Raw genomic sequence first — 17,233 nt, forward strand, 5'->3', positions numbered from 1 at the left:
CCGATTAATAAGCCGCAGCCGGAGCTGGTGCAGTTGCAGGGGCGGTTGTTTCTGATGCATCCGGTCCTTTGCGGATGAAATGCAACATGAGAAACAGCTCGACGATGGCGAAGATTGTGTAAAGCAGGATGAAGCCCGACAGCGACACGATCATATAGGCAACCGTATGCGTCGATGCCGAAAGCCATGTCGGCAAGACTTCATAAACCGTCCATGGCTGTCGCCCGACCTCGGCCACCACCCAGCCCATTTCACAGGCAATGAATGGTACAGGGATCATCCATACAGATGCCCGCAAGAACCAACGATAGTTTTGAACCGTATTGGTCAGCGTGAGAATGAAGGACAGAACAAAGTAGCCCAGCATCAGTAAGCCCATAGCCACCATGATACGGAACGCCCAGAAGATGATCCAGACTTCGGGAATGGTGTCTTTTGCGGCCCTATCGATATCGGCATCGGTTATGCGTGTGATGTCGCCATCAGGTGCGTAACGCTGGACCAGAAAGCCATAGCCAAGATCGTCCTTGTGCAAATCGAACTTAGCCAGCGCCGCCGGGTCTGTTGGATTTGAACTGAGTATCTGCATGGCTTCAATTGCCGGAATACCGTTTCGGATACGCGTTTTCGCGCGCTCCTCCAACACATCCGCGGCAGGCACTGTTCCCTCAAGTGAGTGCGTCACGAGAATAGACAGCATGGCCGGTATTTTAACTGCGAAGAGATTTTTCTGCTCGCTTTGCGATGGAAAGGCGATCGCATTAAAAGACATCGGCGCTTCTTCGGTTTCCCAAAGCGCTTCCATCGCCACAAGCTTGGTTGGCTGCGCATGCGCACCAACGAAACCGAGTGCGTCACCAAGAGTCAGAACGCCACCGGTTCCAAGTACACCAAAGAGTGCAGCAATACGGAACGAACGCTTGGCAACGTCCATATGACGATTGCGCAGCATATAAAAAGCGCTGACACCACAAACAAAAATCGCTGCGGTCACATAACCTGCAAGCACAGTATGTACGAATTTCGCCTGTGCATCCGGGTTGAAGAACATGTCGAAGAAGCTGCTCAGCTCCATTCGCATGGTGACGGGATTGAAGTCTGCACCCTTCGGGCTCTGCATGAAGCTGTTGGCCACAAGAATCCACAGCGCCGATAGGTTGGAGCCAAGCGCCACAAGATAAGTAACAACCAGATGCTGCATCTTGGTGAGACGATCCCAGCCGAATACCATCAGACCAAGGAATGTGGATTCCATGAAGAAGGCCATCAGGCCTTCAATCGCCAGCGCGGTACCGAAAGCATCGCCGACAAAGCTTGAATAAAACGACCAGTTCATGCCGAACTGGAATTCCATGGTGAGGCCGGTCGCGACACCCAGCGCGAAGTTAATCAGCAGCAGCTTTCCCCAGAACTGGGTCATGCGGCGATACACTTCGCGGCCAGTCGTTACATAAACCGTTTCCATAATGGCGACCAGAATGGTCAGCCCCAAAGTTAACGGTACAAAGAGAAAATGATAAAGTGCCGTCGCCGCGAATTGAATACGCGAAAGATCAACTACAAGATCGTTAACCATAGTTAGCCCCCATAATGTGTCCCCAGACGGCTAAAATCACAAGCCAGATCGCATGATATTGTAAATCCTGAAGGTATTCAGAACTTATTACTATCAAACATAAGCTAGTACTTAATATGAATTATGAATAATATTATTATTTCCATAATGTTACCAATTGACGCAGCATAGATGATATTTAAAGTTGACTTAATTGGTATACAATTGCAATTTAAGAAATCTTGTTTATTATATAAAATTGCAATGAAGCCATATAGTTAGAAGAAAAAATCATTATTTTCTTTGTAGGGTAATTCATGAAAATCAATACATTTTTTGCAATAAAAATGTAATATTTCCGCCGAAAAACAACAAAAAATAATTAGCAATTATACTATTATATAAGCTTCGATATTTGCAGTTCATGCACGAAATTCAGGATCATCAGAATTTACATTGAAGATCATAATTCATGAAAATCATTTGAAACCGTATAGCAAGAGATAAATATCTCATCATCGGTTTACGCATCTAGGCATGCAATAAGGGCATCTATATTCGCTATTCAGTCTAAATATTTTACTCAAAACTCCTGATTCTGAAATCTGTTATTGTCTCTCATAAAAAAATCACCGCATTGACTGACGAAAAGATGGTAGTAAGCACAGCTTTTTTAGGCACCAGCCCCCAACTAACTTTCAGCAAAACCATTATACCTTAGTAGGGTAACATGTGTTAAAAACGCCGATTTCTGGTGAATTATTTCGCGCCTGGCATGCTTGAAGATATAATACCGTGAATTTCACTTCCAAATAACTTGATTAAGTAAGTCATCTTTAATATCAGGAGCGCGAAATTGTGTCCCTGAGGATTATTATGATCACTAACAAATTCGCGCTCCTTCTATCCGCCTGTGCAATTGCATTTACAGCCCCTGCATTTGCAGAAGTGAAAACCATCACCGATGTCATCGGCCGTGAAGTGAAGGTCGATCTTCCTGCAAAGCGTGTTGTCGTTGGCTTCTACTTTGAAGACTACATGGCAGTCGGTGGCGAAAAGGCTTACGACTCGGTCGTCGGCATTTCGCGCGAAGCATGGGAAGGCTGGGTTCCTGCTAACTGGAACATGCATGTCACCCACCGCCCTTCATTGAAAGACATCCCTGATGTTGGCGAAGTTGAAGCACAGACCTTCTCTGTTGAAAAGGTACTGAGCCTCAACCCTGATCTCGTCATTCTTGCAGACTGGCAGTATAAGGCATTGGGCCTTGATGCAGATCGCCTTGAAGAAGAAGGCATCCCGGTTGTCGTCGTCGATTACAACGCGTAGACCGTTGATCGCCACGTTGCATCTACGCTGGTTCTGGGTGAACTCGCAGGTACTGAAGACCGCGCCAAAGAAATCGCTGACATGTATTCCGGCGCTCTGAAGGATGTTTCGGAGCGCGTTGCCAAGGCTGGCAAAGACAAACCAAAGGTCTATGTCGAATTCGGCAACAAGGGACCGGCTGAATATTCTTTCACCTACGGGAAAAACATGTGGGGCGCGATGATCCCTGCAGCTGGCGGCGACAATATCGCAGCACCGTTTGTCGAGTGGTGGGGCCCGATCAATCCGGAACAGGTTCTTGCTTCCAAGCCTGACGTCGTCTTGATCTCTGGTCGCGAAAACAACAAGGATAAGACCGCTCTGCCAATGGGTCAGGCCGTGAATGCTGATGAAGCGCGCGCAAAGCTCAAGGCATTTGAAACCCGTCAGGGTTGGAGTGAACTGCCAGCAGTTCAGAACGGCAAGCTTTATGGCGTTTATCAGGGTGCATCGCGCACGCTGTCGGACTTCGCCATGGTTCAGTACATCGCAAAGGAACTTTATCCTGAACAGTTCGCCGATATGGACCCAATCGCCAACTACCATGGCTATTACAAGAAGTATCTGCCAGTTGATCCGCAGGGAACCTTCGCAATCAGCGTAAAGTAATATCTGCGATTCCGTGCTTAAGGGTGCCACCATCACAATGGTGGCACCCTGTTTTGCAATTTGAACAGGCCACCATGACAACTCTCTCAAGGCATAAAGCAGCGATTGCCACCCACCGCGCGCGTGAGCGAAAACGTCTGCGCACGGTCATTATTTTTCTCGCAATCATGGCTGCGAGCCTTGTCTTTGACGTTGCGACCGGGCCATCGATGTTGTCACCAATGGAAGTGATCCGCTCCTTAACCGGCATCGGTGAACGCGCCGCAATGACGGACTCCATCGTGAGAAACTTGCGCCTCCCTATGGCACTCATGGCGCTTGCTGTGGGTGCGGCCCTTGGTGCGGGTGGCGCGCAGATGCAGACGCTGCTCAACAATCCAATGGCAAGCCCTTATACCTTGGGCATGGCCGCAGCCGCTGGCTTTGGCGCGGCTTTTGTTCTTGCAATTGGTGGTCTCGGCATGCCGGTGATGATCGCTGTTCCAGTCGGTGCTTTTGCCTTCTCTATGTTGGCAGCATTGTTCCTGTTCACACTGGCATCCATGCGGCACATGAATGCGCAAACTATCATCCTCGGCGGCATCGCGCTGCTCTTCCTGTTTCAGTCTTTGCTTTCGTTGATCCAGTTCCTGTCTTCGCCTGAACTGTCACAACAAATCCTGTTCTGGCTATTCGGTAGTTTGACGAAAGCCACATGGCCAACTCTGATGCTGACCGCGGCGGTCACAGCGGTTTGCTGTGGCTTGTTGATGGCAGATTCATGGAAGCTGGCCGCACTGCGCATGGGTGAAATGCGAGCCGCAAGCCTCGGCATCAACGTGCGTCGTTTGCGAATGAAAATTCTCATCATCGTTGCAATTATGACCGCCACCGCAACAAGCTTTGTTGGTGTTATTGGATTTATCGGCCTTGTCGCACCCCACATCGCGCGCATGACAGTTGGCGAAGACCAGCGCTATTTCCTGCCAATGTCTGTGATCTCGGGCGCATTAATGCTGTCCGCGGCCTCTGTTCTCTCGAAGTCGATCATACCGGGAGCACTCTTTCCAGTCGGGATTGTCACAGCCATTGTCGGCGTGCCCTTCCTGCTTTGGCTCATCTTTGCGCCAAGATCGCGAGGCGCATGATGGAACTGAAAAGCATATCCATAAAACGTGGCTCGCAAACGATCATATCCAGTGTGGACACACGACTAGAGGCGGGAAAAATTCACGTTATCATCGGTCCGAACGGCACAGGAAAGACGACATTGCTTCGTGCGATGTTTGGCGATTTGCCTTTGCAAGCGGGGCAGATCGGATTTAATGATCGGACGCTTAGCACGGGTGTCCACCGAAGCACCCGACTACGTCAATGGCGTGATGCCATTGCCTATATGCCGCAAGATAGTACGACTGATGCAGCTCTGACTGTGTTGGAAGTCGTGGTTCTAGGGCGGCTCGACAAACTATCATTACACATCGATGATGAAACTCTCTATCAAGCGATGACGCGGCTTGAAGAAGCGGGGATTGCCCATCTTGCCGACCGCAATGTGACGTCGCTCAGCGGCGGTCAACGGCAAATGACCATGTTTGCGCAAGTTCTTATGCGCGAGCCGAAAGCCATGCTTCTTGATGAGCCTGTCAGCGCCCTCGATCTCAAACATCAGGTCGGCCTCCTTGATCTGGTCAAGCGCGAGACCCAAGCGAACAACTGGGTCACTGTCATTGTTCTGCACGATCTCAACCTTGCATGCCAGTATGCAGATAATCTGCTCGTGCTCTCTCAGGGCCGTCTTCAGGTTTCCGGCACACCAGCCGATATCGTGACATCAGACCTCATTCTTCAGACCTACGGCGTTGATGCCGAGATCCTGCGTGACCGCGCGGGAAATCCCGTCATTCAGCCCGTTGGCAAAAAATTCGAACCAGCATTACAACACCAGGAAGGACTAGTCCTATGAAGTCGATCATCGCGGCTTTTGCATTGAGCCTCATTGCCACTACGTCTATGGCAGCAGAGCACAAGATCAAAATGCTCAATTATGGACAAGAAGGCGGCATGGTTTTTGAGCCGGGCTATGTGAAAGCAGAAGTTGGCGACACAATTACATTTATTCCGGAAAACTCCAGCCATTATGTTCAGTCCTTCGCAGTTCCTGAAGGTGTGAAAGCCTGGAAAAGCAAGCTCGACGAAGAGTTTACAGTCACAGTCGATCAGGAAGGCGTCTATCTTTATTACTGCCCACCACATCTTATGATGGCAATGATTGGCGTCATTCAGGTTGGCAAACCTGTCAACCTGGACGCAGTCAAAGAAAAGTCCGCCAAGCTTCGCTCAAAGCTCGTCATGAAGGGCGAACGTTTGGATAACTATCTTGGACAGGTCTCCGAATAATTAGACCCAACCGTCTCTAAAGAGATAGCCCAAGGTTTTGCCTTGGGCTGTTTTGGGGGGGGGCTGCTGTCCAGATAATGGGAGTTCTACAAAAGCGAAACTCCCAGCGGCATCACACTGCCAGAAAACCACCATCGACTGCCAAGGTAGTACCTGTTACCATAGCACTATCATCACTTAAAAGAAGCGCAATGGCCTGCGCAACCTCTTCGGATTGCGCGAAACGATTGATCGGATGCCGTACCATCATCGGCGCACTTTTTGCAGGGTCGCTCCATGCTTCAAGAGCCAGTTCTGTGAGTGTAATTGTGGGCGCAACCGCATTGACGCGGATACCATGTGGCCCAAGTTCTTTAGCGAACACCCGCGTTGCACCTTCAAGACCTGCCTTGGATGCTGCATAACACAAATGGTCCTGAAAACCACGATGCCCAGCAATAGATGTGATATTGACGATAGCGCCACCACCGCCTGCTGCCACGCGCATGCGCGCAAACTCCTGACAGGTAATCAGCGCTGCACGCAGATTGATGCCCATAACGGCCTCATAACCCGCATCCGTCATATCAAAAACGCTTTCAAGCACGTTTATGCCTGCACTGTTGATGAGATAATCGCACGTTCCCGCCTTACGGATCGCGTCGCGTGCAGCCTGCGCATCCGCCAGATCGACCTGAATTGAACGGCCTCCGATCTCGGCAGCCAAACTCGTAAGATCGGACTGCGTGCGGCTGAGTGCAATCACTTCCGCGCCACGGCTTGCCATCAATAGCGCGCATGCGCGACCAATGCCTTTGCCTGCACCTGTGACGATAACGGACTTTCCCGAAAACTGCATAAAAGTGACCTCTTTGGCGTCTTGTTACACCGGATATTGGATGTTGAATTATGCAGGTAAAACCTGCGCCATGCTCTGGCGTATCTCTCGAGCGCTGCCTTGCAATGTCACAAAGGCCTTATAACGCGCATCGTGCATGGGTCGGATATCCGTTTGCGGCAGGCATTGCGTACCAACACGTGACATGGCCGACATGGCTGTTTGTGTATCAGAAAAAAGCCCTGCTGCCATTGCTCCCAAGATTGCAGAACCAAGCAAGACTGGCTCCTCGCAATCAATCACTTCGATGGGCAGTCCTGAAGCATCGGCCAGAAGCTGGCGAATAAGCGGATGTGAGCCTGCGCCGCCACTCACGCTAATTGCTTGGACGGGCGCGCCATTTTTGCTTTGCGTATCGATAATCTGTCGCAAGCCGTAACCAAGACCACAAAGACCCGCAACATATAGTGCAACAAGGGAGTCTACCCCTTTCTCCATGCCCTGCCCTACAATAACAGCGCGAGCATGTGGGTCGGCAAAGGGTGCACGATTACCAAGAAATTCCGGCACAACATGTAGCGCATCAGCGAGCCGCACAGCCTCACTTGGTGAATTTGCCAGCGTCAACGCCCTGTCACCAAGCCATTGCGGCAGTGATTTGCCTTCAGCCTTTGCAACTCTGCCTGCTTCATGCGCTGCCGGATGACACTGGATAAGATGATCAATTGCAGCCCCCGCCGCCGATTGACCACCTTCATTAAGCCACTTGCCCGGCAGCATTGCCGAATAATAAGGCCCCCAGACGCCGGGAACAAATGCCGGTTCAATGGTCGTGGTCATTGTACATGAAGATGTGCCGAACACATAAGCCAAGCATTTCAACGGATCGGCAACGCCATCACGTGCACCAACGGTTCCTACACCACCCGCATGCGCATCGATCAGCCCTGCTGCAACTGCAATGCCTGCAACAAGCCCCATTTCGGATGCAGCTTGTTTGCTCAATCCATGACCGAGTGGAGTGCCGGGTGCAACTATCACCTGCCCGATACGACTAAAATCATCATCTGCCAGATCTCCGAGGCCAATAGCACGGAAATAATCCGCATCCCAACGCGCTTCATGCGCCAGATAGGTCCATTTACAGGTAACAGTGCACGATGAGCGCTCAAGTGCGCCGCTTGCCTTAAATGTCAGAAAATCGGTGAGGTCGAAAAAATGACGAGCCTTTGTATAGGTATCGGGATTATTTTCACGCAACCACAGCAGTTTTGGTGTCTGCATTTCTGGCGAAATACGACCACCGACATATTTGAGCACATCATAGCCGCCCGCATTAATACGCTCGGTCTGTGAGAGTGCGCGATGGTCCATCCACACGATAACATCACGATCGCTATCGCTGCTCACTGGCAATGTTTTCTCGCCGTCACCAATGACAACGAGCGAGCAGGTGGCATCAAAGCCGATGCCTGCCACCTCGCCCGCGTCAATCCCAGCGGCCGTAACACTTTCACGAACGCATTCACAAACGGCACGCCATATCTGCTGGCTTAATTGCTCGACGAAACCACGATCGTCCCGGTAAAGATCAATTGGGCGTTTGGCTGTCGCCAAAAGCTTGCCAGAGCGATCAAAAATACCGGCGCGGGCGGAACCCGTACCAACATCCACACCAATCAGATATTTTGAGGCCATTAGGGCTGCTCTCCGTAAAACGCGATTACACCCGATCAAAGTTCGTCGGCAGCACCAGCATATCGCGGATGGTAACTGTACGCTTACGCGTAAGCATATATTCGACTGCGTCAGCAACCTCACTCGGGTCAATCAGACTGCCTGATTCTTTAGCCTTGCGCAGGTTTTCTTCAGGCCAATCAGCAAGCAATGCAGAAACTACTGGGCCGGGAGAAACCTGTGCCACACGAACGCCATGCGGGATCATCTGGCGACGCATAGTCTGCACAAAGCATGTCACCGCCCATTTGGACGACGCATAGACTGGTTCCCAATAAGTCGGATAATGGCCAGCGATCGAACAGGTTACGATAATATCACCCGTCTTGCGCTCGATCATATGCGGCGCGACAGCATGAACATTTTTAATAACAGCATTGACGTTCAGGTTAAGCATCTGATCGATAGCTTCGGCGGTTGTTTCTGTCAGATCACCACCGATATAAGTGCCAGCGTTGCAATAAAGAATATCGATATGATCGACCTTTTGTAGGATTTCCGGCACCATAGCTGCGCAGCTTTCGGCATTGAGCAGATCGGTCACTTGGGCGATAGCCTTTTCGCCCAACTCAGCCACCAATGCACTCAATGCTGCTTCATTACGATCCACCAGCACAACTGTGGCCCCTGCGGCAAGCAGCGTTTTTGTTGTGGCCAGACCAATACCTGAAGCAGCCCCCGTGATGACTGCGATCTTGCCTTGAAGCGATTCCGCCATTTTATTCTCCTGTATATGCACCAGATTGTTTCCGGCAATTTTCGTAAATGGTTAGCGCCACTCGCGCCCGATATAGATTGCGAGCAGGATGATGCCGCCTTTGATCACATCTTGCAGATATGGATTGATGCCCATCAGATTGAGGCCATTGTTCAAGATACCCAGCAGGATCGCACCAATTAGTGTCCCAATGACCAGACCGCGACCGCCCGCAATTGCGGTACCACCCAAAACAACCGCAGCAATGGCATCAAGCTCAAAGCCCACGCCGGCATTGGGCTGACCACTCATCAGCCGCCCGGTCAGGATGACTGCGGCGAGAGCTGACGTGAAGCCAGAAATTGCATAAACGGCAAGCTTAACGCGCAGCGTTTTCACGCCCGAAAGCCGGGCTGCGGTTTCGTTGCCACCGAGCGCATAAACATGGCGACCGAAGGCTGTCCGCTCTAACACCACCCATGCAATCGCGTAGATAATGAACATGATGATAACTGGTACAGGGATCATACCGATCCGCCCTACACCAAACCATGACACCCAGCTCGGTAGGCCACTGATCGGATAACCGCCGGAATAAATAAGACCGATACCGCGCGCCATGCCCATGGTAGCAAGTGTCACAATAATGGCAGGCATCCGCCCCCATGCGACGAGCACACCATTGATGGTGCCAATTGCAAGCCCAATGAGCACGCCAAGAGCAAGGGCGGCACTTGCCGGAAGCCCGGCATGAACCATAAGGCCGGAAGCAAGCGTTCCAACCAGTGCCATGACGGCGCCAACAGACAAATCAATGCCGCCTGTGAGGATGACAAACGTCATACCGACAGCCAGTACCGCAACGATAGAAACCTGCCGCAACACATTGAGAATGTTGGAAACAGTGAAGAAGTTGTCGCTGGCAAGCCCCATCAAAATCGAAACGACGATCAAGCCCGCCAAAGGCAGTATCAGCGGTGAATGCAGCCAATTGCGCAATGAAAAGCCGCTCTTCTTTTCTGCTGTGGCAATATTTGCATCATTGGACATAGTGCGGCTTCCCCGTTGTGGCTTGGGTCATGACTTCCTCGGACGTGATTTTCTCGTCCTCAAGCGTTGCAACGATACCGCCGGAACGGAACACGCAAACCCTGTCGGACATGCCGATGATTTCCGGCAACTCGGAAGAGATCATGATGATAGAATATCCGGCATTGGTGAAAGCGCGCATGAGGGCATAGATTTCGGCCTTCGCACCAACATCAATACCACGTGTGGGTTCGTCAAAAATCAGCACGCGCATGTCATGATTGATCCAGCGTGCGATGACGACTTTTTGCTGATTACCACCTGACAGCGTATCAATACGCGCATATGGCCCTTGAGCCTTTACGCGCACCTGCTGCATGGCAACCTGTGTTGCTTCGAGCTCTTTTTTGAGATCAACGAACCAATGCAGGCGACGATATTTTCCATAATTGTTGAGAGAAATATTTTGCAGGATAGAGAAACTGGTGATCAGCCCCTGCTCTTTGCGGCTTTCAGGTAAAAGCCCAATGCCGTTTTCAAGCGCCTGATCCGCACCGGAAAGTCGCGTCACGACGCCATTGAGTTTCATCTTACATTGAACAGACGTATGTTCGCCAAGCATGGCCAAAACGCTTTCCGTCCGGCCTGAACCAACAAGCCCCGCAAAACCTAAGATCTCGCCCTTGCGCAGGCTAAAGCGCGAAACAGGCCCACCCTTGCGCAATTGCAATTCCTCTACGTCAATGATTGTCGGCGCTGACACATCGATGTCGGCCTTGGGCGGAAAACCAGCTTCCAGACGGCGACCAACCATCATCTCAACCAGACGGTCGTTATCCACATCCGCGACATCACAGGAATTAATATAATTGCCATCGCGCAGGACCGTAATCCGATCGCAGATCTCAAAAATCTCTTCGAGATGGTGCGAGATAAAAATGATCGCCACACCCTGTCGGCGCAACTCACGCATTACCTTAAAAAGATGTTCAACTTCGGATGGCGTCAGCGTGGCCGTAGGCTCGTCGAGTATTAGAATACGCGCATCAAGCGCCAGTGTTTTAGCGATTTCGACAAACTGCTGTTCTGCCACCGAAAGCCGGTTTATCGGCACATCCATCTGCACATCAACGCCAAGCTTTGCCATAATTTCACGCGCGCGGCTGCGCATAGCGGCACAGTCCAGAAGACCAAGACGGTTGCGCATTTCACGCGCCAGAAACATGTTTTCGACTGCATTGAGATATGGGATCAGGCTGAATTCCTGAAACACGATACCGATGCCAGCTTGAATGGCAGCGTCGTAATCGGCGAAGTGGCGCTCTGCTCCGTCAACCCAGATTTCGCCTTCAGAAGGGCGCAGAATCCCGGAGAGTATCTTCATCAGCGTAGATTTGCCCGCACCGTTCTCCCCGAGAAGAGCGTGAACCTCACCAGCACGCACTTCCAGATCCACACCGTGGAGAACCTCGATCCGGCCAAAGCTTTTTTTGATGCCTTTCAGCTCAAGCACGATTTGTTCCTAACCAATAAAGGGCTCCCGCTCCAAATGCGTCCTTTCGGACGCACCCGGAGCGGGAGCTGGGAGGATGATTACCAGCTGAAGCCTTCAGCATTCTTGGCATCGATCACCATGACGTCGATTGGAACTTCCTTAGGAACAACGCGTGCACCCCATTTCTGGGCCAGAGCCATCGCAAGACCGACGCGAACCTGATCACGCGGGAACTGTGCGGTGGTTTCGATGAAAGGTGTACCATCCTTGATCGCCTGAATTGCCTCTGGTGCACCATCGACGGAGGTCAGCTTGATATCACGGCCCGAGCCCTGAATTGCTGCCAGAGCGCCCATAGCACCGCCGTCATTGACCGAGAAAATGCCTGTGAGATTAGGGTGCGACTGGATCATGTTTTCAACGACACCAAGTGCCACGGAGCGATCCTGACGACCATTCTGTGTATCGACTAGCTTGATGCCCTCAAACTCTGCAAGTGCAGCCTTGCAGCCCTCAACGCGCTGTAGGATAGGAACGACTGGAATACCATCCAGAATGGCAACCTCGCCTTTGCCCTCAAGGCTTTCACCAAGATACTTGCATGACTGATAGCCCGCATCACGGTTTTTCGATCCGACGAATGTATCAACCGGACCATTGGCGTTGGCATCAACCGCAACAACAATAACGCCCTTTTCCTTAGCGGCATTAACAGCCGCTTCAACGCCAGCACTATCAGTTGGATTGAGAAGCAGAATGTCGATGTTCTGCTGGAGCATATCTTCAACGTCGGAAATCTGCTTAGCCACATTATGGCCAGCGTCGCTGACAACAACTTCAGCACCGATGCTCTCGGCTGCGCCGCGGAGCGCTTCCTGCATCGACACGAAATAGGGATTGTTCAGTTCCTGAAATGTCATACCGATTTTAAGCTTTTCCTGCGCAATAGCAGGCGATGCCAGAAGAGCAAGAACAGTGCTCACTGTTAAAATGGCTTTTTTCATTGAGATTTACCTCCCGTTACAGATTGACAGGCGATGCCTGCATGTTTTGGGCAGAAACCCGCCCGCCCAAATTGCGAATAGCCGCATTCTCCGGCTCTGATTGGTCTTGCATCACCGGAATTTTGTTTGCGGCAAAAGTGGTACGAAACTGCGAGGGGGACATGCCCTTGAGATTGAGAAAATGCCGGTTGAAATTGGACAAGTTGGAAAAACCGATCTCGTAGCAAATATCGGTAATGCGCACCGACGGCATCGTCAGCAGCATCTGGCAAGCTAAATCTACGCGCAACTGATTGCGGTAACGAACCAAAGTCGTCCCTGTATGACGCTTGAAGGCGCGCGAAAAAGCGCTCTGACTCTGCCCAAGCATTTGAGCGAGTTCGCTCTCTTCAATCTGATCGGTCAGATGCTCGCGCAAATAAGCGAGCGCGCGATTGATGCCACAGGGATTAAAGCGTCTCACGTCAAGCTCATAACTCAAGCTTGCCAGCACTTCCGGTTCAGGCGCATTAACCAATAAGTCGAGAATTTCCCAGAACAACGCGATCCGCGTCATTCCCTGCGCCACGATTAAACGCTCCATGAGGGGGCGAATTTTGATGCTTGTCGCATCATCAAACAACAACCCGCGACGGCTGCGTTCCAACAATGGGCCAAGGCTGCCCATTTCCGGCATGGTTGCGAGCACGTTTTCAATGAAAGCTTCGGGGAATTGGATGACCATAGAACGCGTGGGAACAATTTCACCGCGCTCAATCTCGCTGATCCAGTTTTGTGGAAGATTGGGCCCGGTCATAATCAATTGTCCCGGCGCAAAACGCCCGACATGATCACCCATGTAGAAGGTGCCAGAAGTCGCAACGACGAGATGAATTTCATATTCCGGATGATAATGCCAACGCACGGTACGGAATGGATAACCATGCATCCATGCCGCAAAGGACTCACCCTTACGGATATGCACAAGCTCCAAATCTGGTTGCATGACATCCTCCCTGACGCACACCATGATACAGTTTGAAGGCCTGGGCTCCTCTGCTCCAGACCATGTCTCATGATTGATGCATTCTGGGTGGTGTGAGCGCCCGCGGCTACATCACAACTTAGAATATTATGATACTTTTTTTACATATAATTTGCGTAATCTATGAAAAATGAAGCACTTAACAGTGCCCGTTCAATGCCTTGACACCATAATCCATATGTTTGATGTCTATAGAAACCCGACATTACCTGTATTTTCAGTGCTGTAACGTCAATAGACCTGCATCTTTCAGGCGACCATAAATGATGTGATCGCTCTCATATTTTTTGACATAGTAAATTACCAGTTTAAGGCTAGATACTATTTTCACTCGCATTTGAGTTGTACGAAAACCCAGAATATCTACATGCAAGTGGCGACTTAAACTGCGTAGCAGTGCCAGCGAGCGTTGCAATTGCCTCCTCGAGCCCCTCGTCCAGTCAGGAGGATTCTGCTCCGACTAAACGGGGTGCGAAAGGCTCACTTGCAACGCAGCATGAACAACATCAAGAGCAGTAGAACTTAATCGATAAGCCTTGTCTTGATACTAGGCGTTCTAAAGTGTTCTTGATCGCCTATTGAGGAAAGGTGATCTGAAGCTTCACATCAGTTTCACGCGCCTCAACCGCACGATCAAATCCAAGAATACTCTCTTCAAAAGGCAATGTAGCCGATATCAGCGGCTTGAGATCCACTTTGCCAGAAGCGATCAATGCAATAGCGCGATCGTAAACATTGGCATAACGGAAGACGGTCTCAACGCGCAACTCACGGGCCTGAAGTCCGACAATATCGACCGGCACGGGGTCAACTGGCATACCAACAAGCACAATTGCACCGCCCGGTCGTGCCAAGCTCGCGATATTGAGAATAGCAGATGCAGCACCCGAGCATTCAAACACCAGATCGCAACCCCAGCCGTCGGTGTGTTCTGCAATAACTTCCGCAAGATTATGTTCACGAATATTGACCGCTACGATGCCGTCATAGGCTGCGATAATATCGAGCTTCGGTTGAGCCAAATCGGCGACGATCACCTTTGCGCAGCCGCCAGCAAGTGCTGCCAGTGCCACCATCATGCCAATAGGACCTGCGCCCGTGACAACAGCCACGTCACCCGGCTGGATGCGTGCACGTAAAGCCGCCTGCATGCCAATGGCAAAAGGCTCAACCATAGCACCTTCGCCAAATGAAACCTGATCCGGAAGTTTGTAAGTGAAAGCAGCTGGATGAATAACTTCCGGCACAAGGCAGCCATGAACAGGTGGGGTAGCCCAAAACTGAACTGCCGGATCCACATTGTAGATACCGAGTTTCGACGCACGCGACGTCGGATCGGGAATACCTGGTTCCATACAAACACGATCGCCGACCGCAAGATGTGTAACATCTTCGCCCACTTCAATGACCGTTCCTGATGCTTCATGACCGAGAACCATCGGTTCGTTGACGATGAAATGACCGATGCGCCCATGCGTATAGTAGTGCACATCGGAGCCACATATGCCGACGGTGTGAATCTTGATGCGCACATCCTTGCGCCCTAGCGTATTCGGCAAATCAAAATCTCTGAGCGAGAGCTTTCCCTTTTCTTCGAGAACGAGTGCTTTCACTGCTTCCTCCTAAGCGCATTATGAAACATGCGGGCTATCAAAAGGGAATTTTACAGAAAGTAAAGGAGACGTATCAGAGAAGTGGAATCTTTAAGTTTGGTGCGCAAAAATCTATCAGTAAGATAGAGAATGCGTATAGGTCTTGGGATTTTTTGTGGCTATCTGGATGGATGCAAAATCGAATCGCAAAGTGGCAACAGCTACACTGAAGGGAAATACGTTCGAAACAAACGAGAGCAGCAATAAGCTGGATAGACAAAAAATGTCAGCAACCAGTGTCCATAATGCATAACTAACACTGGTTACGAAATGCGTTAAACCTGTTCTAGCTAGCAGAACCAAACTACTAATTTTTAGTTTTAAAAGATATGGCTGGGGCGCCTGGATTCGAACCAGGGGTGCCGGTACCAAAAACCAGTGCCTTACCGCTTGGCTACGCCCCAACTTGCAGCATCAAATAAACTCTATCGCTGCAAAACTCAAGGCTATATATTCAATCAATCGACATTTCCCCAAATGAAAATTTGGATGTCTCAACACCATCATTTTATGCTTGAATAGCCCTTTCTGAACCGCAATTAGCACCAACAAAATAGCTTTGGCGCTGTCTGATGTTAACTATTGGCCAAACATTTTTTCAGACTCAGAAAATGACGTACAACTGTTGACGAAACGCGAGAACCTGATTGTCACGAGGCCAAATCGGTGGCAATTCGACCACCATTCCGGAGAAACAGAACAGTCACCCAGCAACTTCAGCGGCAGTGTTCTTCAAGCTGCAGCCTCGAACGAGAAATGACTCACTGACATGAGTTCGTTCCTCATTCCGGTTGGAACAGCATACCTTCCGCTCATCTTGCCTTTCTTATCTTTTCATCAGCCACGACCTTTCGGTTGTGCGGCATTTTGCAGATCGTGTGGCTGTGATGTATCTTGGACGCATCGTTGAGACAGGCAAGACCTCTTATATTTTCGATAATCCGGCGCATCCCTATACGGAAGCACTGATTTCAGCCATTCCGTTGCCTGATCCCATCGCTCAACGCCAACGTAAGCGTATTGTCCTGCGTGGTGATTTGCCAAGCCCAGCCAATCCACCAAAGGGCTGCGGTTTTTCCACGCGATGCCCTATTGCTTTCGACGAATGCCATCAACTGCCGCCGCCACTCATTGAAGCTAAGGCGGCAAGATATGTAGCTTGCCATGCTCGATAGTATCAGAGATGGTGTTACTTAACGCTCGGGTCTTACAGCACCCCCGCATACTTCTCTGGCTCATTTAATGAGTGTTTTTATTTGCGTTATTATGCTTTTCCCGATTTCCGCATCTTATAGCTGCGCTGTTTCTGGATGCTATATTATAAAGCAAAAAGCCCGCTCGGGGCGGGCTGTTTTTGGGTGTGTTTTGCCGTCGTAATGATACGCGGGTAGGCTGGTTGATAAATCTGGGTTGTTTTTTTGATATTTTGTTTCGTGATCAGGATTTAGGCCGTTCGTGGTGCGATCGATAGTCGATTGATTATCGATTTGGTTGAACGGGCAGGCCATAAAGTTTGTAGAAGCGGTATAGCTACGAATATGGCGTGTGCATCAAAGGTTTTAGTATTTTTTTTGAGATTTGGTTGCGGGGGCAGGATTTGAACCTGCGGCCTTCAGGTTATGAGCCTGACGAGCTACCGGGCTGCTCCACCCCGCGCCATGGTGTGTTTATTGAACCGGTTTGGTATTGTGCGCATAGCGCTAGTAAAGCTGTTTTGTATGGATTTGAGAAGATGAATGATATTTGTGTGCTTAGCAGACCTGGCAGCGACCTACTCTCCCGTGTCTTAAGACAAAGTACCATTGGCGCTGGAGCGTTTCACGGCCGAGTTCGGAATGGGATCGGGTGCAGCCGCTCCGCCATAACC

15 protein-coding genes, 2 tRNA genes and 1 rRNA gene are annotated in these 17,233 nt (G+C 50.5%); 6 read left to right on the plus strand and 12 right to left on the minus strand.

Translation table 11 applies throughout. From position 1 onward, the window contains the following. Window positions 1-4: 4 nt before the first annotated feature. Window positions 5-1,576: a cytochrome ubiquinol oxidase subunit I gene (locus ACOZHT_RS16315; RefSeq protein ID WP_339512385.1), complete on the minus strand. Its 1,572-nt coding sequence runs from the start codon at window positions 1,574-1,576 to the stop codon at window positions 5-7. Between the two features lie 855 nt (window positions 1,577-2,431). Between ACOZHT_RS16315 and ACOZHT_RS16320 the strand changes: the two genes are divergently transcribed. From ACOZHT_RS16320 to ACOZHT_RS16340, 5 genes are all read left to right on the plus strand, one after another. Continuing rightward, window positions 2,432-2,884 (plus strand): hypothetical protein, encoded by a 453-nt coding sequence (locus ACOZHT_RS16320; RefSeq protein ID WP_421566010.1) that lies wholly within the window; start codon window positions 2,432-2,434, stop codon window positions 2,882-2,884. 33 nt (window positions 2,885-2,917) lie between these two features. Continuing rightward, window positions 2,918-3,532: an ABC transporter substrate-binding protein gene (locus ACOZHT_RS16325; RefSeq protein ID WP_421566021.1), complete on the plus strand. Its 615-nt coding sequence runs from the start codon at window positions 2,918-2,920 to the stop codon at window positions 3,530-3,532. 74 nt (window positions 3,533-3,606) lie between these two features. Beyond that, window positions 3,607-4,659 (plus strand): iron ABC transporter permease, encoded by a 1,053-nt coding sequence (locus ACOZHT_RS16330; RefSeq protein ID WP_339512381.1) that lies wholly within the window; start codon window positions 3,607-3,609, stop codon window positions 4,657-4,659. Then, window positions 4,656-5,477 carry an ABC transporter ATP-binding protein gene (locus ACOZHT_RS16335; protein WP_339512379.1) on the plus strand — a complete coding sequence of 274 codons (822 nt, stop codon included), beginning with the start codon at window positions 4,656-4,658 and terminating at the stop codon, window positions 5,475-5,477. The genes ACOZHT_RS16330 and ACOZHT_RS16335 overlap by 4 nt, the downstream gene beginning before the upstream one ends. Continuing rightward, window positions 5,474-5,911, plus strand: a complete 438-nt coding sequence (locus ACOZHT_RS16340) for a pseudoazurin (RefSeq protein WP_339512377.1) — start codon at window positions 5,474-5,476, stop codon at window positions 5,909-5,911. Before ACOZHT_RS16335 ends, ACOZHT_RS16340 begins: the two co-directional genes overlap by 4 nt. Before the next feature lie 112 nt (window positions 5,912-6,023). Here ACOZHT_RS16340 and ACOZHT_RS16345 read toward each other — a convergent pair whose 3' ends face one another. The 9 genes from ACOZHT_RS16345 to ACOZHT_RS16385 form a co-directional block, all read right to left on the minus strand. Continuing rightward, window positions 6,024-6,749 (minus strand): SDR family oxidoreductase, encoded by a 726-nt coding sequence (locus tag ACOZHT_RS16345; RefSeq protein ID WP_339512375.1) that lies wholly within the window; start codon window positions 6,747-6,749, stop codon window positions 6,024-6,026. Between the two features lie 48 nt (window positions 6,750-6,797). Further along, window positions 6,798-8,426, minus strand: a complete 1,629-nt coding sequence (locus ACOZHT_RS16350) for an FGGY-family carbohydrate kinase (protein ID WP_339512373.1) — start codon at window positions 8,424-8,426, stop codon at window positions 6,798-6,800. A gap of 25 nt (window positions 8,427-8,451) precedes the next feature. Beyond that, window positions 8,452-9,183 carry an SDR family oxidoreductase gene (locus ACOZHT_RS16355; protein ID WP_421566011.1) on the minus strand — a complete coding sequence of 244 codons (732 nt, stop codon included), beginning with the start codon at window positions 9,181-9,183 and terminating at the stop codon, window positions 8,452-8,454. Between the two features lie 51 nt (window positions 9,184-9,234). Beyond that, a complete protein-coding gene (locus tag ACOZHT_RS16360; RefSeq protein WP_339512369.1) occupies window positions 9,235-10,212 on the minus strand; it encodes an ABC transporter permease in 978 nt (325 codons plus the stop codon). Continuing rightward, complete coding sequence (locus ACOZHT_RS16365; protein ID WP_339512367.1) at window positions 10,202-11,704, minus strand: sugar ABC transporter ATP-binding protein; 1,503 nt, start codon at window positions 11,702-11,704, stop codon at window positions 10,202-10,204. Before ACOZHT_RS16365 ends, ACOZHT_RS16360 begins: the two co-directional genes overlap by 11 nt. A gap of 80 nt (window positions 11,705-11,784) precedes the next feature. Next, window positions 11,785-12,690, minus strand: coding sequence for an ABC transporter substrate-binding protein (locus ACOZHT_RS16370; RefSeq protein WP_339512365.1), 906 nt, complete (start codon window positions 12,688-12,690; stop codon window positions 11,785-11,787). Between the two features lie 16 nt (window positions 12,691-12,706). Beyond that, on the minus strand, window positions 12,707-13,675 hold the full coding sequence (locus tag ACOZHT_RS16375; RefSeq protein ID WP_339512363.1) for an AraC family transcriptional regulator: 969 nt from the start codon (window positions 13,673-13,675) through the stop codon (window positions 12,707-12,709). A 614-nt stretch (window positions 13,676-14,289) separates the two neighbouring features. Beyond that, window positions 14,290-15,327: an NAD(P)-dependent alcohol dehydrogenase gene (locus ACOZHT_RS16380; RefSeq protein WP_339512361.1), complete on the minus strand. Its 1,038-nt coding sequence runs from the start codon at window positions 15,325-15,327 to the stop codon at window positions 14,290-14,292. Between the two features lie 369 nt (window positions 15,328-15,696). After that, window positions 15,697-15,770: transfer RNA gene (locus tag ACOZHT_RS16385), tRNA-Gln, on the minus strand. Between the two features lie 387 nt (window positions 15,771-16,157). Between ACOZHT_RS16385 and ACOZHT_RS16390 the strand changes: the two genes are divergently transcribed. Then, window positions 16,158-16,541: an ABC transporter ATP-binding protein gene (locus tag ACOZHT_RS16390; protein WP_339512359.1), complete on the plus strand. Its 384-nt coding sequence runs from the start codon at window positions 16,158-16,160 to the stop codon at window positions 16,539-16,541. A 404-nt stretch (window positions 16,542-16,945) separates the two neighbouring features. On the opposite strand, the gene ACOZHT_RS16395 is transcribed toward ACOZHT_RS16390, so the two are convergent. Next, window positions 16,946-17,022 (minus strand) — tRNA-Met (locus ACOZHT_RS16395). 102 nt (window positions 17,023-17,124) lie between these two features. Continuing rightward, window positions 17,125-17,233, minus strand: a 5S ribosomal RNA gene (gene rrf / locus ACOZHT_RS16400); the annotation flags it as partial.

Origin of the sequence: Ochrobactrum sp. EDr1-4 (assembly GCF_049199085.1) — a bacterium.
GTDB lineage: Bacteria > Pseudomonadota > Alphaproteobacteria > Rhizobiales > Rhizobiaceae > Brucella.

Excerpts from the sequence above, each read along its gene's own strand:
- ACOZHT_RS16320 (WP_421566010.1), top strand. The coding sequence starts at position 2,432 with ATGATCACTAACAAATTCGCGCTCCTTCTATCCGCCTGTGCAATTGCA.
- ACOZHT_RS16350 (WP_339512373.1), bottom strand. The coding sequence starts at position 8,426 with ATGGCCTCAAAATATCTGATTGGTGTGGATGTTGGTACGGGTTCCGCC.
- ACOZHT_RS16315 (WP_339512385.1), bottom strand. The coding sequence starts at position 1,576 with ATGGTTAACGATCTTGTAGTTGATCTTTCGCGTATTCAATTCGCGGCG.
- ACOZHT_RS16335 (WP_339512379.1), top strand. The coding sequence starts at position 4,656 with ATGATGGAACTGAAAAGCATATCCATAAAACGTGGCTCGCAAACGATC.
- ACOZHT_RS16340 (WP_339512377.1), top strand. The coding sequence starts at position 5,474 with ATGAAGTCGATCATCGCGGCTTTTGCATTGAGCCTCATTGCCACTACG.
- ACOZHT_RS16375 (WP_339512363.1), bottom strand. The coding sequence starts at position 13,675 with ATGCAACCAGATTTGGAGCTTGTGCATATCCGTAAGGGTGAGTCCTTT.
- ACOZHT_RS16355 (WP_421566011.1), bottom strand. The coding sequence starts at position 9,183 with ATGGCGGAATCGCTTCAAGGCAAGATCGCAGTCATCACGGGGGCTGCT.
- ACOZHT_RS16360 (WP_339512369.1), bottom strand. The coding sequence starts at position 10,212 with ATGTCCAATGATGCAAATATTGCCACAGCAGAAAAGAAGAGCGGCTTT.
- ACOZHT_RS16330 (WP_339512381.1), top strand. The coding sequence starts at position 3,607 with ATGACAACTCTCTCAAGGCATAAAGCAGCGATTGCCACCCACCGCGCG.
- ACOZHT_RS16370 (WP_339512365.1), bottom strand. The coding sequence starts at position 12,690 with ATGAAAAAAGCCATTTTAACAGTGAGCACTGTTCTTGCTCTTCTGGCA.
- ACOZHT_RS16345 (WP_339512375.1), bottom strand. The coding sequence starts at position 6,749 with ATGCAGTTTTCGGGAAAGTCCGTTATCGTCACAGGTGCAGGCAAAGGC.